Raw genomic sequence first — 22414 nt, forward strand, 5'->3', positions numbered from 1 at the left:
ATGTTTGTCCCGGGCGACGCCTGGGAAGGCTCGGCGGGCGCGCTGATGCGATTTAGTAGACGCCACGGCGGCATCACGATCAGGCGATTATATACGACATGGGAGCCTTCTTGAGGAAGCTTGCTGCCCATGATTATTGCTGCGATGATTGCGCCTCCCCAAGCATTTGGCCGAGGCGCGCCGGAAGCGGGGTGGATGTATGAAGAATAATATCTGGAGTGTGTGTGCGTAATGCGTGATCTGTCCGATTTTGGCTTGGCCGACTGGCTGAGGCTGTCGCCGTGCCATGATGCGCTCAAGCAGTGGCGGAATGATGTGTGGCAATCCATGTATCTGGCCAAGCGCGCCGCGGGGCAGGAACGCTTTGTCGAGGACCTGCGCGACCCGGCCGCGAATCTGGGCCTGGTTGTCGCATTCGAGCAGCCCTGGGCGCTGAATTGGCAGCTGGAGCGGGCCCGCGTCAATATTCCGGATACCCGGATGGCGGTGTTCGACAATTCCAGGCGTCCGGAAATGAGACGGCAGATCGAGCAGGTCTGCCGCGAGAACCAGGTGCCCTATCTGGCTTTGCCGGCCAACCCGACCCGCCATGTCAATCGCTCGCACGGTTTCGCGATGAGCTGGATTTACCGCAATGTCGTGCTTCCGGCCGCGCCCCGCAGCTTCGCCTTCATCGACCACGACATGATTCCGGTGGCGTCCAGCAGGCTGCTGGTCGACCTGGACGACCAGCCCGTGTACGGTCTCCCTAACCACGGCGAGTGGGGCTGGCACCTGTGGGCCGGGTATTGCGCGTTCCTTTTCGACCACGTGAGGCGCCGCCGGCTCAATTTCCTCTATGACTTTTCCAACGGGCTCGACACCGGCGGCCGCAACTGGCGCTCCCTGTATCGCGAGCTCGATTCTGATCGTCTGAGAATGGCCAAGCATCGCATGCGCGAGATCATTGACCCGGTCAGCAGACACCCCTTCACCATCCAGGTGATCGACGACTGCTGGTATCACATCGGCAGCATCAGCTATAACAACGGTTTCGAGTCGCAGTTCGAGCTGTGCCAGCACCTTGCCGCGGCCCTGGCCGAAGGCCTGCCGTGGGCCGAGTTGTGTCCGCCGGAGGCTTAACGGACTTCGCATGTCGGATTTCATACTTTTCACCGAGTCCTCTCCGAACGTGGGCGGACAGGAACTGCAGTTGATGCAGCAGATGAAGCTGCTGGAGGGCGCGGGCTATCGTCCCGTCTTGGCGTGCCGGCCGGGTACGCGGGTGGCCGAGGTGGCGGAAGACAAGGGACTGGCCATCCTGCCGTTCCGCTTTCGCAACAGCGCGCACCCTTCGACGATGCTGGGCTTGTGGCGCTGGATGGCCGCTCACCGGCCGGCCCTCGCCATTTGCCATAGCGGCCACGATTGCAACAACCTGGCCTTGGCGGCCAGGTTGTTGCCAAAGCGGCCTTTCCTGCTTCGCTCCCGAACCTACCAGGCCGGCTATCCTTCAGCCTGGACCTACAATCGGCTGGTGGACGCGACGATGTTGCCGAGCGAGTGCCTGCGGCAGGCCTTGCTGCGGAATCCCGCGATCCGGCCCGAGCGCCTGCATGTTGTGTATCCCGGCATCGATTTCGCCCGGCTGGACCTGGCGGCCGAACGGCCGCTGCCGGAAAACATTTCCGCCTGGCTGGCCCGGGAGCAGGGGCCGGTGCTGGTGCATGCGGCGATGCTGCGCGGAGAAAAGGGGCACCGGGTCCTGCTGCAGGCATTGGCTGCCTTGCGAGAACAATGGCCGACATTGCGGTACGTGATCGCGGGCGAGGGAGGCGAAAGAGGCGCGATCGAAGGAGAGATCGAGCGGCTGGGGCTGCGGGACCGGGTCCTGCTGGCCGGCGTAGTCGATCCCATCGCGCCGCTGCTCCGGCGCGCCGACATCGTGGTCATGCCGTCCACTTACGAGCCGCTGGGCATGTCGCAGATCGAGTCGCTGGGGTTGGGCGTTCCGGTGGTGGCCAGCCGCACGGGAGGCATCCCGGAAACGGTATCGGATGGCGTGAGCGGTTTGCTCGCGGCGCCGGGCGACGTGGGAGAGTGGACGCAGGCCTTGGGCCGCGCCTTGTCCGACCTGCCCGGAATGCGCGCGATGGCCGATGCGGGACGGCACGATGTCCGGCAGCGGTTTTCAGTCGAGCATAATCTGGACAGCATTCTTCAATTGGCGGGACTGCCGCGCCAAGCGCGCGGATGACGGGATTTCGGATGAAAGATTCGTTCAAGAATAGTTGGGCCATCTACCGGCGGCTGCTGGGCTATCTGCTGGGCTACTGGAAAGTGCTGCTGCTGTCGATGCTGTCGATGGCGGTGGCGGCGCTGACCGAGCCGGCGGTCGCCAAGCTGCTCAAGCCGCTGATAGACGGCGGCTTCGTCAACAAGGATCCGCAGGTGATCATGTGGGTGCCGCTGGCCATCATCGGCATCTACCTGATACGCGGCTTGGCCGGCTTCATCAACGAATACACCGCCAGCTGGCTGACGGGGCAACTGGTGCAGCGGCTCAGGCAGCAGATGTTCGCCAAGCTGGTGAATCTGCCGGCGCGCTATTACGACGAGCACCAGTCCGGCCGGCTGATGTCGCGCATCACCAACGACGTCAACCAGGTGACCGAGGCCGGTTTCAACGTGATCACCGTCACGGTGCGCGACGGCCTGACCGCGCTCGGCATGCTGGGGCTGATGCTGACCACCGACTGGCAGCTGACGCTGATCTGCCTGGTGGTGATGCCGGCGGTCACCTATTGCATGCGGCTGGTCGGGCAGCGCCTGCGCGGCCTGGCGCGCCAGAACCAGCAGCACATGGCGCAGATGACCCAGGTGCTGGCGGAGAGCATCCAGTGCCAGCGCGCGATCAAGGTGTACGGCGGACAAGAGCGCGAGATGGCGCGGTTCGACCACACGGCGACGTCGGTGCGCCGCAACCAGGTCAAGCAGAGCGCCGCGAGCGCCGCCAATACCGGCGTCACGCAGCTGATGATCGCGTGCGCGCTGGCGGCGATTTTGTACTTCGCCGGTCTGCGCGCCCAGCATGGCGGACTGACCGCCGGCGACTTCATGGTGTTCCTGACCGCGATGCTGGGCTTGTTCGCCCCGGTGAAGCGGATTTCCAGCGTATCGCAAGCGATGCAGCGCGGCTTGGCGGCGGCGGAGTCGGTATTCGCCTTCATCGACGAGCCGGGGGAGCCGGACGACGGCGCCAGCGCCTTGCCGGCCACACGCGGCCGGCTGAGCTTCGATGCGGTCAGCTTTGCCTATCCCAATGTCGATAGCCCGGCGCTGTCGGGAATCGACCTGGAAATCCAGCCGGGCGAAACTGTGGCGCTGGTGGGTTCGTCAGGCAGCGGCAAGACCACGCTGGCTAGCCTGGTGCCCCGTTTCTACGAGCCTTCGGCCGGGCGCCTGCTGCTGGACGGCGTGCCATTGGCCGATATCCCGCTGCGGCAACTGCGCGGCCATATCGCGCTGGTCAGCCAGCAGGTGGAGCTGTTCAACGACACGGTGGCGGCCAATATCGCCTATGGCAGGGAAGACGCGTCGCGGGAGGAAATCGTCGAGGCGGCGAGAGCGGCCAATGCGATGGAGTTCATCGAAGGCCTGCCTGATGGGCTGGAAACCGTGATCGGCGAGAACGGCGCCCGGCTGTCAGGCGGGCAGCGCCAGCGGCTGGCGATCGCGCGCGCGCTGCTGAAGAATGCGCCGCTGCTGATCCTGGACGAGGCGACCTCGGCGCTGGATACCCAGTCGGAGCGGCTGGTGCAGGCGGCGCTGGAAAACCTGATGAAGAACCGCACCACCATCGTCATCGCGCACCGGCTGTCCACCATCGAGAACGCCGACCGCATCGTGGTGATGCACCAGGGCCGTCTGGCCGAACAGGGGCGCCACCAGGCGCTGCTGGAGCAAGGCGGCTTGTACGCCAGGCTGCACAGCCTGCAGTTCAGCGAGCCGCAGGCGGACTGAGCCACCCCGCGGCTGCTGGCGAAAAGCGACAAGGCTGCCCTGGGGCAGCCTTGTTTCGTTGGCGATCGCGCCTGAGCGCTCAATCACTCAACGTTTGGAGAACAGCGGTTCCTGCGGCGCCAGCTCGCGGCCGTTTTCCCGTATCGTGTGCCAGACCGGCTGGCCTTGCACCTGGGGATGGACATCGCGCGCCAGCGACACATAGGCCTTGCTGTCGCGGGCATTGGAGTAGGCGCGCAGCAGGGCCACTTTGGCGTGCAGATTGTCGGGATCGTCCTTCAGGGAATCTTTCAGAACGCGAACGGCTTCGCGGGTACGGCCATAGGCCAGAAAGACTTCGGCCTCTCCGACTGGGTCGATGCCGCGCTGGACGGGTTTGGTGTAACGCATATGGCGCCAGAACTGGCGCAACGAATAATAGACGAGCATCAGGGCCAGGCTGCTGGCCAGTGCCGTAAAGACATCCATTCTATTTCTCCCCCCCTCGTGTGAAACAACATCTTATTTAGTCTGTTGATTATTCTGACGAGGCGGGTGGCTTGGCAATGCGTATAAATCCGTAGCCCGGCCACCCGGACAGCCGGAGATCAGCTGTTTTCGCGCAGAATCTTGTCCAGCAAGGCGGTGTCCAACCCCGACTTTATCACGGCCTGGCCCAGCTCGCGCAACAATACGAAGCGCACGGTGCCCGCCTCCACCTTCTTGTCGTGGCTCATCAGGTTCAGCCATTGTTCGGTTGGCATGGAGGGCGCCTTGACCGGCAGTCCGGCGGCGGCGATCAGCCGACGCACGCGTTCGGCCTCGTCCCGGCCGATCCAGCCGAGCTCGGCGGACGCCGCCGCGGCCAGAACCATGCCGGCAGCCACCGCTTCGCCGTGCAGCCAGGCGCCGTAGCCCATGCCCGCCTCGATGGCGTGGCCGAAGGTATGGCCCAGGTTCAGGAGCGCGCGAACGCCGTTTTCCTTTTCGTCCTCGGCGACGATGGCGGCCTTCATTTCGCAGCTGCGTTTCACCGCGTACTGCAGCGCGTCGCCGTCGCGCGCGCGCAGCTTGGCCATATTGGCTTCCAGCCAGGCGAGGAAGCCGGCGTCGCCGAGCAGGCCGTATTTGATCACCTCGGCCAAGCCGGCCGATAGTTCGCGGTCGGGCAGCGTGGCGAGCAGCTCCATGTCCGCGATCACCGCTTTGGGCTGGTAGAAGGCGCCTATCATGTTCTTGCCCAGCGGGTGGTTGATCGCGGTCTTGCCGCCGACCGAGGAGTCCACCTGGGCGAGCAGCGTGGTGGGAATCTGGATGAAGGGCGCGCCGCGCTGGTAGCAGGCGGCGGCGAAGCCGGTCATGTCGCCGATCACGCCTCCGCCCAGCGCGATCAGCGTGGTCTTGCGCTCGGCGTTGCCGGACAGCAGCGCGTCGAAGATCAGGTTGAGCGTCTGCCAGTCCTTGTGCTGCTCGCCGTCGGGCAGCACTACGCTGGAGCAGGCCACGCCGCGCGCTTCCAGCGCCTGTTGCAGCCGCTGCAGGTACAGCGGGGCCACGGTGGCGTTGCTGACGATGGCCGCCTTGGGCAGCGGCAGGTGGGGTAGCAGCAGGTCGACCTGTTCCAGAAGTCCGTGGCCAATGTGTATCGGGTATCGGGTGTCGGGCAGGATCAGGTCGAGGGTGATCACTAGTCGGTTTCCTTGGGATGGTGCGGGGAGTCCAACAACTGGTCGACCAGACGGCCGACCAGCAGATTGACGTTCTGCTGGGTGGTGTCGATGATGATGTCGGCGATTTCGCGGTAAAACGGATCGCGCTCGTTGAACAGGCTTTCCAGTTTGGCGCGAGGGTCGGCGATCTGCAGCAGCGGACGGTTCTTGTCGTGCTGGGTGCGGGCCAGAAGGTCGTCTATCGAGGCGCGCAGGTAGATCACTGTGCCGTGGCTGGCCAGCACCTTGCGGTTTTCCTCGCGCAGCACAGCGCCGCCGCCGGTGGCGAGCACGATGTCGCGCTGCTGGGCCAGGTCGCGGATCACGCAGGCCTCGCGGTTGCGGAAGCGCATTTCGCCTTCGATGTCGAAGATGGTGGCCACGCGCACGCCGGTGCGCGCCTCGATCTCCTGGTCGGAGTCGTAGAACGTTTTGCCGGTGCGGCGCGCCAGCGCTCTGCCCACCGTGGTCTTGCCCGCGCCCATCAGACCGACCAGAAAAAAGTTGCCTGCCAGTTTCTCCATGGCAGGCATTGTAGCCGATCGTTAACGAATCTGTCTTGGCCGCTTAGCGAGACTCGGCGACCAGGTCGTTGATCACTTTGGGCGTGATGAAAATCAGCAGTTCGCTGCGTTTGTCGATCTTCTGCGAGCTGCGGAACAGCGCGCCCAGCAAGGGGATGTCGCCGAGGAAGGGCACCTTGTTGATCACATCGTTCAGCTGTTGCTGGTAGATGCCGCCCAGCACTACTGTGCCGCCGTTTTCCACCAGCACCTGGGTGATGATCTTCTCGGTCGACAGCGACGGCGTGCCGTTGACGGTTTTCTCGAAGTTGGCTGAATCCTTGTTGACGGTGATGTCCATGATCACGTGGTTGTCCGGCGTGATCTGCGGCTTGACGTTGAGGCGGAGCACCGCCTTCTTGAACGACACCGAGGTCGCGCCGCTGGAGCTGGCCTCCTGGTAGGGGATTTCCGTGCCCTGCTCGATGGAGGCTTCCTGGCGGTCGGCGGTCATCACCCGCGGGCTGGAAATGATGCGGCCCTTGTCCTCGGCCTGCATCGCCTGCAGCTCCAGTCCCAGGATCACCGAGTGGCCGACGTTGTACAGCGCGGACAACGTGCCGTACGGGGTGGCGATAGGCAGGTTGACGCCGGCGGGCGTGGTCTGGATCACGTAGGGTTGGTTGTTGTTCAGGTTGGTGACGTTGTTGACGTTGGTGCCGAGCGGGTTGCCGGAAATGATGCCCTTGGGGTCCATTCTGTCGTAGGTGAGCTTGATGCCCAGATCGCGTTCCCAGTTGTCGGTGGCCTCGACGATGCGGGCCTCGATCAACACCTGCTTCACGGGGATGTCGGTCTTGGTGATGACGTCGCGGATCTTGTCTATCGCCGTGCCGATGTCGTTGACGATCAGCGTGTTGGTCTTGGGGTCGATCAGCACGCTGCCGCGTTCGGACAGCAGGCTCTCCTTCTTGCCAGAGTTGTTGTCGCCATCCAGCACCTTCTTGAAGTCCTCGGCCGAGCGGTAGCGCAGCACGAAGGTTTCCGAGCGCAGCGGCTCCAGCGTCGCCAGCTGTTGCCGCGCCTCCTGCACCTGCTTGTCGCGCGCCAGCAGTTCGTCGCGCGGCGCGATCTGGATGATGTTGCCGTTGCGGCGCTGGTCCAGTCCCTTGCTCTGCAGGATCAGGTCAAGCGCCTGGTCCCAGGGCACGTCCTTCAGCCTGAGCGTGATGTTGCCGGTGACGGAGTCGCTGGTGACGACGTTGAGGCCGGTGAATTCGGCGATCACCTGCAGCACGGTGCGGACTTCGATGTTCTGGAAATTCAGCGACAGCTTGTCGCCCTTGTACTGGGGCTTGCCGGCCGCGCCGCCAGCCGTTTCGAGCGCCGGTCGGCGCACTTCCACCACCAGCTTGCCGTCGGTCTGGTATGACGAGTATTCCCAGTCGCCCTGCGGAATCACCGTGACGCGGATGTTGCCGCCCAGGTTGGCGGCATCCACCTTGGCCACCGGGGTGCCGAAGTCGGTGACGTCGACGCGGCGCACCAATTGGGGCGGCAGCGAGGCGCCGGCGATGTCCACCACCAGGTTGGCGCCGTCTCGGCGGATGTCCACCGGCGTGTTGGCGCTGGGGAGCGCCAGCTCGACCCGGCCCTCGCCATTGCGGCCGCGGCGGAAGTCCAGGCCGGCCGCGCCTTTTGCGGCGATCTGCGCCTGCGCGTCGGCGCGGGACGTCGGCACCAGCTCCTGCGGCGTGGCGGCCTGTTCGGTCGACATCGAGCCGTCCAGCGTCAGCAGCAGGCGGTTGCCGCTGACCTCGCTGCGATAGCTGGCGTTGCGGGCCAGGCTCAGCACCAGCCGCGAGCGGCCGCTGGCCTCCACCGCGACGGCCGAACGCAGCAGCGGGCTGTCGACATTGAGCGAAGGCTTGGCCATCTTGACCCCGGTGTTGGCGAAATCCAGCGCGATGCGGGGCGGATTGGACAGGGCGAAGCTGTTGGGCTTGACCGCGGGGCCGTCGAAGGTGATCTGCAGCGTCTGCCGGTTGCCGTCCACCTTGCCCGCGTCCAGCGCGGTGATGGCCGGCGCGGCGGCGGCGAGTCCCCCGCTCAGGCACAAGGCCAGGCCTGTCCACAATGCGATGCCGAGTCTTTTCATTTGTTCTGCCCTTGTTCTTCCAGATGCAGGCCGCTGCTGCGCTGCACCCACTCTCCATTCAGGTCTTCGACGGTTTCGGCAAGCTGCACCTCCGCATCGCTGATCGAGGTGATCTTGCCGAAGTTGAGGCCCAGGTAATTGCCCGGCTGCACCCGGTAGACCGCCCCCTCCGGCGTGCGGATCAGCGCGTAGACAGCGCCGCCGCGCCGTATCGTGCCCACCATCGCCAGCTTGTCCAGATCGTAATTCTCCAGCGCCTCGCGCGGGCGCTTCAGGTCCGGCGCGTTGGCCGCGTTCTGCTGCTTGCCGGCCTGCAGTTTCTGCGGATTGAACGGGTCGGTCAGATCGTAGGCCTGGTAGTTGAACGGCTTGTAGGTTTGCACTTGCGGCAAGGGTTCGATCTGGCCGCGCAAGCCCAGGCTGCTGTTGGCCATCCATTGTTTCAGGTCTTCGCTGCTGTTGTCGCCGCAGGCGCTCAAAAGCAGGGGCAGCAGGCAGATCGCTATGGTTCTCATCGCGCGCGCCTCCCTCACTTTTGCGCCTGCACGCTCATCCGCTCGCCGGGTTCGAGCGCGCGGTAGGTGCGTGCGGTGGCGTCCATGGTGAGCCGGTTGCCGCTGGTCGGGGTGAGGCTGATCTCGCCGATGGTGACAATGCGGGACAGCTGGGCCACGTCGTTGACGAAGGCTGCCAGATCGTTATACGTGCCTGTCAGGCGGAGGGTGATCGGCACTTCGGCCATTTCCGCGGTGCGGGTTTCGCCGCCGGGCTTGAACAGGTCGAACTGCAGGCCGCGGCCGATGCCGGCCTGGTTGATCTCGGTGAGCAGCGTATCCATGTCGGACTTGGTGGGCAGCTGTTTGAGCAGGGCGCCGAACGAGGCGTCGATTTCCTTTAGCTGCTGCTCCAGCGCGTCAAGGTTCACCGCCTGGCGTTTCTTGTCGACGAAGGTCTGCTTTAACGTGGCCTCCTGCTGGCGAGACTGGTTCAGCTTGTCCAGCTGTTCGCCCAGCACGAAGAAATAGCCTAGCCCGACCACCAGCAGCAGCAGCAGAAACATCATCAGTCCCTGCGCCTGCAGCGGCCAGTTGGGCATGTCCTTGGGGTCGAGCGCGCGCAGTTCGTCCAGCGTCATGGCGTGGCTCCGGCGGGTTTGTTGGCGGGCGGGCTTTGCCTTATGCCCGCATTAAGGGTAAACGCGCTGACGCGCTGGTTGTTGACGATGCTTGAGCTGACTTCCACCAGCACCGGCGCGTCGAAGGTCTCGGACTGGCCGAGCAGGCGCATATAGCTGGAGACCCTTGCTCCCGATTGGGCGTAGCCGGTCAGCGTCACCTGGTTGCCGGTCTGTTTGAAGCTTTTCAGGTAGACGCCGTCCGGCGTCTGGCGCACGAGTTGGTCGAACAGGTGCACCGCGGAGTTGCGGCCTTCCTGCAGCCGCTCTACCAGCTGCTTGCGCGCCAGCAGGTCGTCGCGTTGTTTCTTCAGCTTGCCGATGTCCTTAATCTGCCGGTCCAGCTTGCCGATTTCCTTTTGCAGAAAGAGGTTGCGCGCTTCCTGGCCGGCTATCTGGTGCTGCAGCGTCAGATAGCCTATGGTCAGCAGCAGCAGCGAAGCGAGCACGGTGGCGCCCAGCATCAGTTGGAAGCGCAGCCGATGGGCTGCCTTTTTCTGCTCTCGGTGGGGAAGGAGGTTGATCCGTATCATTCAGTCGAACCTCCTGAGCGCCAGGCCGCAGGCGATCAGCAGCGATGGCGCGTCCATCAACAGCTCCTTCAGCCGGATGCCGGGCGCCTGCACCAGGGTGGTGAACGGGTTGGCGATCATGGTGCTGATCTGAGAGCGTCCGGCCACTGCGTCGTCCAGTCCGGGCAGCATGCTGCAGCCGCCGGCCAGCAGGATGTAGTCGACGCGCAGGTACTGCGACACGCTGACCGTGGTGTAGAAGAACTGCAGCGCGCGCTGGATTTCCTGGGCCAGCGAATCGATGAACGGGTGCATCAGCTCGGATTCGTAGCCGTCCGGCAGCGCCATGCTGCGTTTGCCGCTTTCCGCCTCCTCGAAGCTGACGTTGTAGCGGCGCTGGACGTCGCGGGTCAGCTGGTGTCCGCCGAACATCTGCTCGCGGTAGTAGATCTGCTGGTTGTTGCGGATGATGTTGCAGTGGATGCGGGTGGCGCCGATATCGAACAGGGCGAAGGTCTGGTTCATGCCTTCTTCCGGCAGCTGCTGCTGGATCTGCTCGAAAGCGGTCATCATCGCGAACGATTCCACGTCCACCACGTGCGCGCGCAGGCCGGCCATCTCCACCACTGCCACCCGCTCCTCCACTTTTTCCTTGCGCGCGGCGCACAGCAGCACTTCCAGGTCGTCCATGCTGGACGGCGACGGGCCCAGCACCTGGTGGTCGAGGTTCACCTCGTCGAGCGGAAAGGGAATGATCTGGTTGGCCTCGGACTCGATCAGCTCGTCCATGTCCTCGGTCTGGCTGGCCGGCACCAGCAGCTTCTTGTAGATGGCCATCGGCGTGGGGATGGCGATGGCGACGCTGCGTATCGGACTGCCCAGCCGTTTCCAGCCGCGGCGCAGCGCCTCGGCGATGCCTTCGATGTCGACCAGGTTGCCGTCGTTGACCGCATCCTTGGGCAGCGGCTCGATCACGTACCGCTCAACCTGGATGTTGCGGCCGTTTCGCGAGAGTTCTACCAGCTTGATTGCGGTGCTGCTGATGTCCAGTCCCAGCAGCGGCGAATTATGGGATTTCCCCAGCCCCAGTTGTTCGAGCAAGGAGCGCCCGAGCCTCAATTTATCGACTAGCATCCGCGCCTCGATCCGGTCTCATGCAACAGAAATTCGAACTGTTGCCGCCATTGTTTGTCTTGTTGGCTTTCACAAGACGTTATAATCCGGTTTCCAGTGAAAGCCCATCGTAAATATGCTCAGACGATTTCTTGCTATCTTGGCAGGCGTATTCCTAGGTGGCGTGGTGTTGCTTGCGGGTGCCGCCGCGATTGCAATCATCATAACCTACCCGCGCCTGCAAAGCCTTGATGTAATCACGGATTACCGTCCGAAAATTCCGCTCCGCGTCTACTCCGCCGACAACCAGCTGTTGGGCGAGTTCGGCGAAGAGCGGCGTTCGTTTTCCCGCATCCATGAAGTGCCGCAGTTGATGAAGCAGGCGGTGCTCGCCGCCGAGGATGAACGCTTCTACCAGCACAGCGGCATCGACTATCTCGGCATCATGCGCGCCGCCGTCGGCAACCTGGTGTCCGGACACGCGCGTTCCGGCGCCAGCACCATCACCATGCAGGTGGCGAAGAACTTCTTCCTGTCCAGCGAGAAAACCTTCACCCGCAAGTTCAACGAGGCGCTGCTGGCGTTCAAGATCGAGCACACGCTGAGCAAGGACCAGATCCTGGAGCTGTATTTCAACCAGATCTACCTGGGTCAGCGCGCCTATGGCTTCGCCGCCGCCGCGCAGACCTACTATGGCAAGTCGCTTAACGATCTGAGTCCCGCCCAGATGGCGATGCTGGCCGGCCTGCCCAAGGCGCCATCGGCGTACAACCCCATCGTCAATCCCGACCGCGCCAAGCTGCGCCAGCAATACGTGCTGCGCCGCATGCGCGAGCTGAACTTCATCACCCAGGACCAGTACGAGCAAGCGCTGAACGAGCCGCTGCACCTGGCCGGCCAGGCGGCCGAAACCAGCCAACCCGGCCAGTATGTTGCGGAAATGGTACGCCAGGCGATGTACGAGCGTTACAAGGAAGCCGCTTACACCGAGGGCTTCAAGGTCTACACCACGGTGGACAGCCGCCACCAGAAATGGGCGTACGACGCGCTGCGCGCCGGCCTGATCGACTACGACCGCAAGACCGGCTACCGCGGCCCGGAAAGCTTCCTCGACCTGCCCGGCGGTGACGGCGAGGACGCCACCGAGGCATTGGACGAGGCGATGGGCGATCTGCGCGACAGCGGCGACATGCTGCCGGCCATCGTGCTGTCGGCCAGCCCATCCGAGGTGCGCGCCTATATGCGCGGCGGCAAGATCGCGTCCATCAAGGGCGCGGGCCTCGATTTCGCGCGCCGCGCGCTGAGCAGCAAGGCCTCGGCCCAGCTGCAGATCCGCCGCGGCGCGGTGATCCGCGTGCAGGCCAATCCCAAGGGCTACTGGGAGATCGTGGAGATGCCGGAAGTGGAGGGCGCCTTCGTGTCGCTGGACACCCGCACCGGCGCGATCAAGTCGCTGATCGGCGGCTTCGACTTCAACCGCCGCAGCTTCAACCACGTGACCCAGGCCTGGCGCCAGCCGGGCTCCTCGTTCAAGCCCTTCATCTATTCGTCGGGCATCGAGCGCGGCATCACGCCGTCCACGCTGATCAACGACGCGCCGCTGTCGGTGCCCGGCGTCAACGGCCAGCTGTGGACGCCGAAGAACGACGACGGCAAGTTCTCCGGCATGATCACCCTGCGCCAGGGCCTGACCCGGTCCAAGAACCTGGTGTCGGTGCGCGTGCTGATGGCGGTGGGCACCGATTACGCCCAGCAGTACATCCAGCGTTTTGGCTTCTCCGCCAAGCAGCACCCCGCCTATCTGCCGATGGCGCTGGGCGCGGGCTCGGTCACGCCGCTGCAGATGGTGGAGGGCTACTCGGTGTTCGCCAACGGCGGCTACCGCACCAAGGCCTTCTTCATTGACCGCATCGAGGACCAGTCCGGCCGCGTGCTGGCCAAGACCGTGCCCACCGTGGCCGGCCAGAACGCCCAGCAGGCGATCGACCCGCGCAACGCCTTCATCATGCGTTCGATGTTGGGCGACGTGGTCCGCTACGGCACCGGCTTCCGCGCGATGAGCCTGGGCCGCACCGACCTGGCCGGCAAGACCGGCACCACCTCGGACTGGAAGGATGCCTGGTTCGTCGGCTTCAACCCCAACCTGGTGGCCGCCACCTGGGTGGGCTTCGACCAGCCGCGCTCGTTGGGCCGCTACGGCTACGGCGGCACCGCGGCGCTGCCGATCTGGATCAACTACATGGGCAACGCCTTGAAGGGGCAGCCAGAAGTGGAGCTGCCGGTGCCGCAGGGCATCGTGGTGAAACCGGGCGCCGGCCAGCGCGGCGGCGACGAGTACTACTACGAAGAATTCCAGAAGACCAATCCGGAACTGCGCATCGACAACCAGGGCACGGTGCCGGGCGGCGAGGGCGACGCCAGCGCGCCGCAGGCGGATACCGACAGCGGCAAGCCCGCCGCCCAGGACGCGGTGGAGAACGTCAAGGATCAGCTGTTCTGATCCCCCCTCTGCGGGCGCGAACAACCGGCGGGCTGACCCGCCGGTTTTTTTATGGCTGTGCCGGCGCGCCGCCTGGGCGATAATCGATGACTTCGACATGAAAGCGGGGCAGAAGATGAGAATCGCGCAATTGACCGACCTGCACTTGTTCGCGGACAGGCAAGGCCGCTTGCTGGGACGCGATACCCACGCCGCGCTGGACGGGGTGCTGGCTGCGCTGCGGACGGTGGAGGGCGTGGAGGCCGTCTTGCTGACCGGCGACGTGTCGCAGGACGAATCGGAGGCGTCGTACCATTTGGCGGCGGAAGCGCTGGCCGCGCTGGGCGTGCCGGTGCACTGGATCGCCGGCAACCACGACGACCGCGCGGCGATGACGCGGGTGTTCGCCGGCTACGCCTTCCTGCGGCCGCTGGAGACACTGGCGCTGGGCGGCTGGACCTTTATCGGCGTCGACAGCTGCGTGGCGGGGCAGGATGGCGGCCGGCTATCCGATGCCGGGCTGGACCGATTGCGCCGATTGCTGGATGAGGCGGGCGACGGGCCGGCCGCCGTGGTGCTGCACCACCACCCGCTGGCGGTGGGCACGCCCTTGCTGGACGACTGCATGCTGGCGCCGGCCTCGCCGTTCTGGCGGATCGCGGCGGCATCGGCCGCGCTGAAGCTGGCGATCTGCGGCCACGTGCATGGCGAGCACAGCATCGCTTACCGCGGCAAGATGCTGGAAGTGGGGCCGGCCACCTGCTTCCAGTGGAGGCGGGATGCGTGCGACATCGAGATCGACGACCGGCATGGATACCGGCTGTTCGACTTCGACGGAGATGGCTATTTGGTGCGAACCGTATTTGTCTAAAAGTGTACAAAAACAGGAAGATAGGGCAATTTTTTGTACCTTGCGGCCAGTTTTTACCTGAATGAGCCTGCGCGGGCGGTCTGGTCGTTTTAGAATACCGGTCTGATTGTCTGGAGTTGCCGATGCCTTATTTCAAGATCCTGGTGGTGGCCGTTTTCGTGCTGTCCACGCTTTACGTGCACTTCCGCGGCCGCGTGCGGCTGGGGTTCTGGCGCCAGTTGAGCGACCACTCCACCATCATGGCCCCGATCAACTGTTTCATGTACCTGTTTTCCAAGGTGCCGCCCAAACCCTATCTGCCGGTGGAGCGCTTCCCCGAACTGCAGGCGCTGACCGCCAATTGGGAGAAGATCCGCGAAGAGGCGGTGGCCCTGTACGACCGCGGCAACATCAAGGCCTCGGACAAGTACGACGATCTGGGCTTCAATTCCTTCTTCAAGACCGGCTGGAAGCGCTTCTACCTGAAGTGGTACGGCCAGGACCACCCGTCCGCCCAGGCGTTGTGCCCGTACACCACCGAGCTGTTGAAGCAGTTTCCCAACATCAAGGCGGCGATGTTCACCGCGCTGCCGCCCGGCAGCCGCCTGGTGCGCCACCGCGACCCGTTCGCCGGATCGGTGCGCTACCACCTGGGCCTGATCACGCCCAACGACGACCGCTGCTATATCGACGTGGACGGCCAGCAGTACAGCTGGCGCGACGGCGAGGCGGTGATCTTCGACGAAACCTACCTGCACTACGCGGAGAACACCACCGACCAAAACCGCATCATCCTGTTCTGCGACGTGGAGCGGCCGATGTGGTTCTGGCCGGCGCGGGTGGTCAACCGCATCGTCAGCCGGGTGCTGGTGGGCGCGGCCAATTCGCCGAACGAGGCCGGCGACCGCGTCGGCGCGCTGAATCGCGCCTTCCGCTACATCCAGCAGGTGCGATTGCTGGGCAAGAAGATCAAGGCGCAAAGCCGTTTCGTCTATTACCTGCTGAAGTGGCTGATCCTGGGCGGCCCCATCGTGCTGTGGTTGTTCTGGGGCGCGTGGCGCTGAGCATAGCCTCGCAGTGAAAAACGCAAACCGCGCTTACTGGCGCGGTTTTTTCATGCCGGTTGCCGGCTGAGGGCTGGCGTCGCATGGGGGAGCTTGGCCGCTGGCCCTGGCTTTATGCATCCTTGGATGGAAATAGGCCGGGCTTGAAATGAAAAAGGCTGCTTTCAAGTCTGAAAGCAGCCGTCAGGGCATCGACAAAATCCAGGCTTCGCTTCACTCCAGGCCAAGACCCGGTTTGCAGGCTACGGTTTTGTCGAGGTTCTAGATTACCAGTGGTAGCGCGCGCCGAGCATGCCGCCCGCGGTGTAGCCGGCGTTGCCGCCCAGCGCGTGGCGGTAGTTCAATTCCACGTATGTATCCACGGTACGCTTGGCATTGCTCCAGTTTCCTCCCACTCCCAGCTCCATGCTGTTTCTGGACGACTGGAACGCCAGAGGCGTGCCGCTGAACGTCACCAAGCCGCTGTTCTGGAAGCTATGCAGCAGGTCGGCCTTGACATAGCCGTTGAAGCCGCGTCCTTCCGCCTCAGGCTTGGCATAGCGCATGGCCACGCCGAGACGGCCCATCAGATTGCGGTCATTGTCAGCCTGCTGCTTGACGCCGTTGGAGTCGGTATAGCCATCCAGGCGGTTGTCCTGCCAGACCAGTTGCAGCTGGGGAACCACGCTCCAGTCGCGGCTGATGGCGCGCTGATAGCCGGTTTCCAGGCTGAATAAGGCGCTGTGGCCATCGGGGCTGCCATTCACGCCGGTGGCCGCCAGCCGGGTGCCGATGCGGCTCCACTTGCCAAGCATGTCCAGGTAATAGCCGTTATTGCCATACCAGGTCGCCGCCAAGCCCAGGCTGTTGCTGCTGAGGTCGGCGCGGCCATCCGCGCCATTTTGCAGCTTCATGCTGCCATTGCCATGGCTGCCGAACAGGCTGCCGATCCAGGATCCCTTGCCGCTCTGCCACAAACGGTGGTCGGCGCCGATTTCGATGAAGTCGTCGTTCAACTGGTACGAGGAGGCGTAGCTGAAGCCGTTGCCGGCGATGCTGCCTTCCGTGTAGCCGCGGTGGCCGCCGGCGCGGACCCACGCTGCCGGCCGGCCGGCTTCTTCCTGCTGCTGCGGCTGGTAGCGGCGGCTTCCCACGCGCTGCCACAGCGTGCCCAGCGTGTCCAGGCCGTATTGGCTCAGCGCCACCGGCAACATGGCCTGTATCTTGGCAAGCGGCACCAGGTCGGTTGTTTGCAGATACCAGTTCTGGCCATCCGCTTGACGCAGGCTGTACTGGAACGCCCCCGCCCCCAGCGGCGCCGCCAGGGAGAACGCATTGGCCGCCGAGTAGCCGGCATCCAGCACCTTGATCAACTCGATGCCGTCGCTGGGGCCATTGCCGGTGTAGCCGCCCAGGCCCCCCACATTGTTCACCGACACCCGGGTGGCGCCGCCGCTGCCCACCGCAGTGCGGTCTACCACCAGCATGTCGTTCAGGCTAGCCGCGCCGCCCTGGTTCAGCACCGCGTCCAAACGCAGCTGGCCGCCATTGGAGGTGTAGGTGCCGCCGCCGGAGGCGCCTGCGGTTTGGCCGCCGGTGATGACCAGCAGTTTCCCCGCCACGGCTTGCGCCGCGCCGATATCCGCGCTCTGCAGGGTGATGGTGCCGCTATTGTTGAAGTTGCTGACGCCGGTCAGCTGGCCTTGCACCACGCCATTGCCCGGCAGCTGGCTGCCGCCGGTTTGCCAGGCGCCAGCGTTATTGACGCTTTGCGGCGCATTCACCGCCAGCACGCGCAGCACGCCGTCGGCGTTGTTGTTGAACACGCCATTGATTTGCGCCACGGCCACGTTTTGCACGCCGGCGACGTAGTTGCGCAGGTCCAGGGAGTGCGAAGAGTTGTTGTTGAAGGTATTGCCGCTGCCTTGCAAGGTCACGTAGCCGGTGATCGTGCCGTCGTTGTTGACGGTGACGTTCCCATTGCGGCCATTGACGGCGAAATCGCCGGCGCCCGCCAGCAGGGCGCCGGCATGGTTGTTGACGATGGCGCTGCCGGCATTCACGTCCACCGCTGCAACCGAAACGCTCTGGGTCGTCGCGCTGGCGTAATTGTCCACGGTGGCCTGGACCGCATTGGCGACCTGCAAGGCCGCGCCGGACAGCTGGTTGCCGCTCAAGGCGACAGCGCCGGTGCCGGTGGTGTTGGCATTGGCTGTCAGCGCCACGTTGCCGCTGGCGGAGCTGCCGCGGATGGCGGTGACGCCGGTGACGGCGCCGTTGGCGGTCACGCTGACATTGCCGCCGGCCGAGCTTGCGCTGATGCCGTGGCCTTGCTGGCTGGACAACGCGGCCTGGCTGACGATGGCAACGTTCCCGTTGCCCGCCGTCGAGCCGGCGATGGCCGTGCGCACCGCGTTGACGGTGTTGTTCAGCTGCATCTGCACGTTCGCATTGTTGCCGGAGGCCGTGATGCTGCCGATGACGCCGTTCCTGACGGCTTGCGCGCCGCCGATCGTGCCGTTGGTCGTCACGCTGATGCCGCCGTTATTGCCCTGGGAGGTAACGGCGATGCCTGCAAATGAGGTGCTGATATCGGTGCCGGCTGCCGTATTCAACGACACCCCGCCCGCGTTGGCATTGCTGCCCGTGTAGGTCACCACTACGGCGTTGCTGTTGCTGGCTATATTGCCCACCGTCGCCTGCACGCCGCCATTGTTGGCGGTGACGAAGATGCTGCCATTGACCGATCCGGCGCGGGTATCAATGCCGACCTGCCCGCCGTTGCTGTTCACGCCGATCGCGGCAGCGGCGGTGCCGGCCTGATTGATCGTGCCGCTGCTGTTGATGGTGATGTTTCCCGCGCCGGTATTGCTTGCCGTGATCGCGGTTCCGCCGGCCACGACCTGGCCGTTGTTCTGGATGGCGATATTGCCGCCATTGCTGGTGCTGTTGATGCCGGAGGCGTTGCCTGTGGATATCGCGCTGCCGTTGTTGACGATCACCGTGTCGCCGGATGCGCCATTGCTGTGCGTATCGATGGCGTTTCCATTGCTGGCCTGAGTCTGTCCGCCGGACGCGTTGGTGATGCTGATGGAGCCGCCCGCCGCAGTCGTGGCGCCCAGCCCGGACTGGTTGTTGCTGACAACCGATCCGCTATTGCTCATCGTGATGGAGCCGCTTCCGTTGTTCCACGTCAGCAGGCCGCCCTTGCCGCTGACGCTGGCGGCGCTGTTGAGCAGGATATCCCCGGTATTGCTGGTGCTGGTCGTGAGCGAAACCGCGCCCGATCCGCTGTTCGGGCTGGTGATCTGACTCGCCGCGTCGAGACTCATGCTAAGCGCGCCATTGGCGTTGTTCACGGAGAAGGCTTGGCCGGTATTGGTCGACAGGGTACTGCCGCTGATCGTGATGACGCTGGGCCCGGTCGGATTATTCCAGGTGACAGTGCCGCTGAGGTTGGCGTTGACGAGGTCGATCTCGCTCGTGCCGCTGCCGTAACTGAGGCTGCCGCTGAGGCTGCCGGTACAGCTGACGGTGCTGCTTCCGGAGCATGCCGCATGAGCCTGCTGCGGTACGCAGAATGCAGCTGCCACTGCCAGCGAGGTGATTTTGAACAGTGGGGGAGGCGCGATCTGTCCTTTTACTGGAGCCTGTTTTTGTTGGTACGTTTTCATGTCCCGATGAATCTCTTTGTTTATTGTGAAGAAAACCCCGAAATGGCCGTGGCCACGGTGTTAGCTTCCCCTTGTGAAATGCCGCGGCATGCCGCGGCGTAGCTCCTCGAGGGAGTCTGTTTTTGTTATGAGAATTTTTTCGACGACGACTTCCTGAGAAGTCGATGGGTGTGAATGCGTGCGCGGGTTCGTTGTCGAGAGGGCGCGGCGCATCGGGCAGGAACACCCGCTCCGCACGTGTGGCGTGACGGAAGGTGTCCAGCGGCTGGCCTCGGATTCGCTTTGGGCTTGCCGAAGTAGGGATCGTCTCTTGATAGAATGTTGAGGATGGGGCAATCCGGATAGAAGCCATTGCCGGCCTGCGCTACGGAATCGTTATCCTCACCAGGCCGGGAATAGATCGGGCGGCCCAGGCGCTGGCAGCCGCGCCCGCGGGCCACGGCGTCTTCGTTGTTGCCGGCGAGGAGTCGTTTGGGGCTATTCACCCAAGGCCATTGCGGCAAGATATCGATCGTTCCGCTGATTTTTGCCAGTCCCGGGCGATGCGTGGTTTCGCAGCCGCGCTTGCCGGCCGGCTTTTGGCCGCCCGGTCTTTCTGCCCGAGCCAGCGCGGCGATTCCCAGCGGCAAGCTCAGCCCGCGCTGGAACTGCGCCGTGTGTTCATGGAAACCGGACGAAGCGCGCAGAAACCGCAAAAGGGGCCGTGGAGGCAAACATGGCGCCGGCGGCATGCCGCGCGGCTTGCCAAACCAAGGGGCGCGATCGGTGGGAATGGCGACTTCCGCCTGCCGCAATACCGAAGGCCGTTCCTTTTCGCCACCCGATCTTGTCAGGTTCGCCCTCGATAAGTCCTCTGTACCGCCCAGTTTCATCTACGAAGTTACCCGATCCATCAATGACTAAGTTGCTGAAGTTGCTGGGTAATTCTCGTCTTTATATCATTCAATGTAAAATGAATTAATAGAATGGATTAAGTCGATTTTTCCATGAATCCATCCTTGGCGCTCGGTGCGCGCGCGGCCATTGCGCAGCGAGTGAATGGATGCCGTGGCGATGCCGTGGCGCGGCATCGGCGCCTGACCCGGTCCGCACGGGGCCGCCAGTCGGAACGGGTGCTAGGCGGGAGGAACCCGCGCGCGACATGCAAAGGGGCTGGCGCGAAGGGCGATGCCATCGTCGCCATGCAATGGCTTCGAGCCGCCGCGGCCCGGTTTGAGCGAGCAGCTGGCCAGCGGCAGTGACGGCATGCCAGCTGCCTGAGGCATGGCTTTCGTCTCCTTGCGCGCCGCCGGGAGGGGGCACGCCGCGCGGCTGGTGGACGACGCCAGGGCGCGCGCTGCGTGGCATCGCATGAGGGGAGAGGAATTCGGGGAGGGCTTCCCACGCTGCATGACATTGGATTGAGAAATCGTTTTTCAGGCGCTTTCTCGTTCCCAGCCATCCAGAACAGGATGCGTCGCGCTATGCAGTTGAGGCCGACGCCCATGGGACGCTGCTCAAGTACTCGCAAGCGCCCGCGCGGCGGATACGGCACTGCGCGCAGGGTTTGCGTATTTTTGGCTTTATATGCTTTTTGTATTTTTGTTGTGGCAATATTTTATCGAACGCTTGCCAGCCAAGACCGGATTTCTTGCCAGATTTCATCTGCAAACCTGCTTGATCTGGTCAATCATTCAAAGCATCTAGCTCCGGATGGACTTCCATTTCAACTTAAATTGTATAAAATGAATTAACAACATCAATCAATTTAGCTTTGGCTCATGACCGTATCCCTACGCCACCTGCGGGCTTTCGTGGCTGTTGCCCAGGTAGAGAGCTTCACCATTGCGGCAAAGAATCTGTGCCTGACTCAGTCCACGCTGACCAAAACCATTCGCGAGCTGGAACAGGCTGTCGGCCTATCCTTGTTTGAGCGGACGACACGCAAAGTGGTGCTGACCGCGCATGGCAATGCTTTCCTGCCCAATGCGCATCGCCTGCTCAATGATTTCGAGCTGACGCTGTCCGACCTCAGCGAGCAGTCGGCAGGCAGCAGCGGCAGCGTGCAAGTCGCTTGCGGCATGGCTTTCGCCTCCTGCGTTTTGCCGGAGGTGTTCAAACGGTTGAGGAAGGATTTTCCGGGCATACATGTGCGGCTGGTGGATGACACCAGCGGCGGGGTGCTGCGTCGCATCACATCGGGGGAAGTGGACTTGGGGATCGCTTCTTGCGTCAACTCGGTCGGCAGGACGCTGGACAAGCGCCTGTTGCTTACGGCTCGATTGGGTGTCATGTTTCCGCCGGACTATCTGCTGCCGGAAGGTCCATTGACGGCAGAGAGATTGCGAGAACTGCCGCTGCTGCAAGCTGATGACGACTCCAGCATCATGTCGGCGTTGGGCGCCGCTCAGCCGGAGCTTTGGCAGCATGTGAACAGCAGGGTGGTCGTCACCAATCTGGATACCCAGGTCTGCTTGATCCGCGCGGGCATCGGCGCCTGCGTGCTTTCTGCGTTGGCGGCGTCGCACCCCTTTGCGCAAGCCTTGCCATACCGCTTGATTGATGAGCCGGCCATCAAGCGGGAAGTCTATATCTTTACGCGCCACGGCGTGCCCTTGTCTCCCGCGGCCTTTACCTTTCTGCAGGTTTTGGACGAAGTCCTGCCCGGCATCGTCTTGCATCCGGGGGTGGAGCGGCTGCCGAAGTCGCAGTTGCTTAGATGCGGCGTCTGACATTTCCCTGCCATTCTTTTCGCGTCGCGCCCCACCGGCCGTGACCGCGCTGTCAGCCGCGCGCTGGCGGGCGAGCGAACGAGGCCGGCGAGTGTGTCGGCGCGCTGCAACCCGCAGCCAGCCTCTTGGGCAGGACGATCAAGGCGCGGCGCCGCCGCCTCCAATACCGGCTGAAGCGGCAGATCCTGGACCGCGTGGCGCCGAGCATAGCCTCGCAGCGGAAAAAGCAAACCGCGTTGATGGGCGCGGTTTTTTCATGTCGCTTCTGGAGCAAGATCTGGCCGGCGGCCAGCTCATCCTGCCTGGCGCGCATGGCGTGGAATGGCAGAAATCTTCCGATGCATTTCAAAGCGTTGGTTATTTATTAGTTCGCGCGCGCGGGCAGGCGAAACCCTTGATCTGGCGCAACGTGGGGGAGGCGATGTCTCAACTAGGCTGAAATCGCGTGATGGTGAAAATTTACTAGATAAAACAAATGCCGGCAGCGGGCCGCGCCGCACGCCACAG

Annotated in this window: 18 protein-coding genes; 8 read left to right on the forward strand and 10 right to left on the reverse strand. The window is 63.8% G+C overall.

The features are described from left to right. Nucleotides 1–231: 231 nt before the first annotated feature. From CV_RS22030 to msbA, 3 genes are read left to right on the forward strand one after another with little or no spacing between them, the layout of a single operon-like run. Nucleotides 232–1122, forward strand: a complete 891-nt coding sequence (locus CV_RS22030) for a hypothetical protein (protein ID WP_011134378.1) — start codon at nucleotides 232–234, stop codon at nucleotides 1120–1122. 10 nt (nucleotides 1123–1132) lie between these two features. Next, a complete protein-coding gene (locus CV_RS04040) occupies nucleotides 1133–2236 on the forward strand; it encodes a glycosyltransferase family 4 protein (protein WP_043595465.1) in 1104 nt (367 codons plus the stop codon). Between the two features lie 11 nt (nucleotides 2237–2247). Then, a complete protein-coding gene (gene msbA, locus CV_RS04045) occupies nucleotides 2248–4002 on the forward strand; it encodes a lipid A export permease/ATP-binding protein MsbA (protein WP_011134380.1) in 1755 nt (584 codons plus the stop codon). Nucleotides 4003–4089: 87 nt separating this feature from the next. On the opposite strand, the gene CV_RS04050 is transcribed toward msbA, so the two are convergent. From CV_RS04050 to CV_RS04085, 8 genes are all read right to left on the reverse strand, one after another. Further along, nucleotides 4090–4470 (reverse strand): type IV pilus assembly protein FimV, encoded by a 381-nt coding sequence (locus CV_RS04050; protein ID WP_165691385.1) that lies wholly within the window; start codon nucleotides 4468–4470, stop codon nucleotides 4090–4092. A 119-nt stretch (nucleotides 4471–4589) separates the two neighbouring features. Continuing rightward, nucleotides 4590–5669, reverse strand: coding sequence for a 3-dehydroquinate synthase (gene aroB, locus CV_RS04055; RefSeq protein ID WP_011134382.1), 1080 nt, complete (start codon nucleotides 5667–5669; stop codon nucleotides 4590–4592). After that, nucleotides 5669–6223 (reverse strand): shikimate kinase AroK, encoded by a 555-nt coding sequence (gene aroK, locus CV_RS04060; RefSeq protein WP_011134383.1) that lies wholly within the window; start codon nucleotides 6221–6223, stop codon nucleotides 5669–5671. The genes aroB and aroK overlap by 1 nt, the downstream gene beginning before the upstream one ends. Nucleotides 6224–6257: 34 nt before the next feature. Then, nucleotides 6258–8351, reverse strand: a complete 2094-nt coding sequence (gene pilQ, locus CV_RS04065; RefSeq protein ID WP_011134384.1) for a type IV pilus secretin PilQ — start codon at nucleotides 8349–8351, stop codon at nucleotides 6258–6260. Further along, on the reverse strand, nucleotides 8348–8866 hold the full coding sequence (locus CV_RS04070; RefSeq protein ID WP_011134385.1) for a pilus assembly protein PilP: 519 nt from the start codon (nucleotides 8864–8866) through the stop codon (nucleotides 8348–8350). The genes pilQ and CV_RS04070 overlap by 4 nt, the downstream gene beginning before the upstream one ends. A 14-nt stretch (nucleotides 8867–8880) precedes the next feature. Further along, on the reverse strand, nucleotides 8881–9486 hold the full coding sequence (locus CV_RS04075) for a type 4a pilus biogenesis protein PilO (protein WP_043595468.1): 606 nt from the start codon (nucleotides 9484–9486) through the stop codon (nucleotides 8881–8883). Further along, a complete protein-coding gene (locus CV_RS04080) occupies nucleotides 9483–10058 on the reverse strand; it encodes a PilN domain-containing protein (protein ID WP_011134387.1) in 576 nt (191 codons plus the stop codon). Before CV_RS04080 ends, CV_RS04075 begins: the two co-directional genes overlap by 4 nt. Beyond that, nucleotides 10059–11171 carry a pilus assembly protein PilM gene (locus CV_RS04085; RefSeq protein WP_011134388.1) on the reverse strand — a complete coding sequence of 371 codons (1113 nt, stop codon included), beginning with the start codon at nucleotides 11169–11171 and terminating at the stop codon, nucleotides 10059–10061. It lies immediately after the preceding gene. Between the two features lie 139 nt (nucleotides 11172–11310). Here CV_RS04085 and CV_RS04090 point away from each other — a divergent pair, with 139 nt between their 5' ends. The 3 genes from CV_RS04090 (at nucleotide 11311) to lpxO (ending at nucleotide 15543) form a co-directional block, all read left to right on the forward strand. Further along, nucleotides 11311–13650 carry a penicillin-binding protein 1A gene (locus tag CV_RS04090; protein ID WP_227590070.1) on the forward strand — a complete coding sequence of 780 codons (2340 nt, stop codon included), beginning with the start codon at nucleotides 11311–11313 and terminating at the stop codon, nucleotides 13648–13650. Nucleotides 13651–13765: 115 nt separating this feature from the next. Next, nucleotides 13766–14500 carry a metallophosphoesterase gene (locus tag CV_RS04095; protein ID WP_011134390.1) on the forward strand — a complete coding sequence of 245 codons (735 nt, stop codon included), beginning with the start codon at nucleotides 13766–13768 and terminating at the stop codon, nucleotides 14498–14500. A 122-nt stretch (nucleotides 14501–14622) separates the two neighbouring features. Continuing rightward, nucleotides 14623–15543 (forward strand): lipid A hydroxylase LpxO, encoded by a 921-nt coding sequence (gene lpxO / locus CV_RS04100; protein WP_011134391.1) that lies wholly within the window; start codon nucleotides 14623–14625, stop codon nucleotides 15541–15543. Between the two features lie 266 nt (nucleotides 15544–15809). On the opposite strand, the gene CV_RS04105 is transcribed toward lpxO, so the two are convergent. Continuing rightward, nucleotides 15810–19196 carry an autotransporter outer membrane beta-barrel domain-containing protein gene (locus CV_RS04105; RefSeq protein WP_011134392.1) on the reverse strand — a complete coding sequence of 1129 codons (3387 nt, stop codon included), beginning with the start codon at nucleotides 19194–19196 and terminating at the stop codon, nucleotides 15810–15812. 125 nt (nucleotides 19197–19321) lie between these two features. Continuing rightward, nucleotides 19322–20068: a hypothetical protein gene (locus tag CV_RS23320; RefSeq protein WP_147296165.1), complete on the reverse strand. Its 747-nt coding sequence runs from the start codon at nucleotides 20066–20068 to the stop codon at nucleotides 19322–19324. Between the two features lie 888 nt (nucleotides 20069–20956). Here CV_RS23320 and CV_RS04115 point away from each other — a divergent pair. Together CV_RS04115 and CV_RS23325 are read left to right on the forward strand one after the other, a co-directional pair. Next, nucleotides 20957–21907 (forward strand): LysR family transcriptional regulator, encoded by a 951-nt coding sequence (locus CV_RS04115; RefSeq protein ID WP_011134394.1) that lies wholly within the window; start codon nucleotides 20957–20959, stop codon nucleotides 21905–21907. Between the two features lie 256 nt (nucleotides 21908–22163). Further along, nucleotides 22164–22346 (forward strand): hypothetical protein, encoded by a 183-nt coding sequence (locus CV_RS23325; protein WP_147296164.1) that lies wholly within the window; start codon nucleotides 22164–22166, stop codon nucleotides 22344–22346. Nucleotides 22347–22414 lie beyond the last annotated feature (68 nt).

This window comes from Chromobacterium violaceum ATCC 12472 (assembly GCF_000007705.1).
In the GTDB taxonomy this organism is placed as follows: Bacteria; Pseudomonadota; Gammaproteobacteria; order Burkholderiales; family Chromobacteriaceae; genus Chromobacterium; species Chromobacterium violaceum.

Bases quoted from the DNA above. Each gene is read 5' to 3' on its own strand.
- CV_RS22030 (WP_011134378.1), top strand. From the start codon at position 232: ATGCGTGATCTGTCCGATTTTGGCTTGGCCGACTGGCTGAGGCTGTCG.
- CV_RS04040 (WP_043595465.1), top strand. From the start codon at position 1,133: ATGTCGGATTTCATACTTTTCACCGAGTCCTCTCCGAACGTGGGCGGA.
- msbA (WP_011134380.1), top strand. From the start codon at position 2,248: ATGAAAGATTCGTTCAAGAATAGTTGGGCCATCTACCGGCGGCTGCTG.
- CV_RS04050 (WP_165691385.1), bottom strand. From the start codon at position 4,470: ATGGATGTCTTTACGGCACTGGCCAGCAGCCTGGCCCTGATGCTCGTC.
- aroK (WP_011134383.1), bottom strand. From the start codon at position 6,223: ATGCCTGCCATGGAGAAACTGGCAGGCAACTTTTTTCTGGTCGGTCTG.
- pilQ (WP_011134384.1), bottom strand. From the start codon at position 8,351: ATGAAAAGACTCGGCATCGCATTGTGGACAGGCCTGGCCTTGTGCCTG.
- CV_RS04070 (WP_011134385.1), bottom strand. From the start codon at position 8,866: ATGAGAACCATAGCGATCTGCCTGCTGCCCCTGCTTTTGAGCGCCTGC.
- CV_RS04075 (WP_043595468.1), bottom strand. From the start codon at position 9,486: ATGACGCTGGACGAACTGCGCGCGCTCGACCCCAAGGACATGCCCAAC.
- CV_RS04080 (WP_011134387.1), bottom strand. From the start codon at position 10,058: ATGATACGGATCAACCTCCTTCCCCACCGAGAGCAGAAAAAGGCAGCC.
- CV_RS04085 (WP_011134388.1), bottom strand. From the start codon at position 11,171: ATGCTAGTCGATAAATTGAGGCTCGGGCGCTCCTTGCTCGAACAACTG.
- CV_RS04095 (WP_011134390.1), top strand. From the start codon at position 13,766: ATGAGAATCGCGCAATTGACCGACCTGCACTTGTTCGCGGACAGGCAA.
- lpxO (WP_011134391.1), top strand. From the start codon at position 14,623: ATGCCTTATTTCAAGATCCTGGTGGTGGCCGTTTTCGTGCTGTCCACG.
- CV_RS04105 (WP_011134392.1), bottom strand. From the start codon at position 19,196: ATGAAAACGTACCAACAAAAACAGGCTCCAGTAAAAGGACAGATCGCG.
- CV_RS23320 (WP_147296165.1), bottom strand. From the start codon at position 20,068: ATGAAACTGGGCGGTACAGAGGACTTATCGAGGGCGAACCTGACAAGA.
- CV_RS04115 (WP_011134394.1), top strand. From the start codon at position 20,957: ATGACCGTATCCCTACGCCACCTGCGGGCTTTCGTGGCTGTTGCCCAG.
- CV_RS23325 (WP_147296164.1), top strand. From the start codon at position 22,164: ATGTCGCTTCTGGAGCAAGATCTGGCCGGCGGCCAGCTCATCCTGCCT.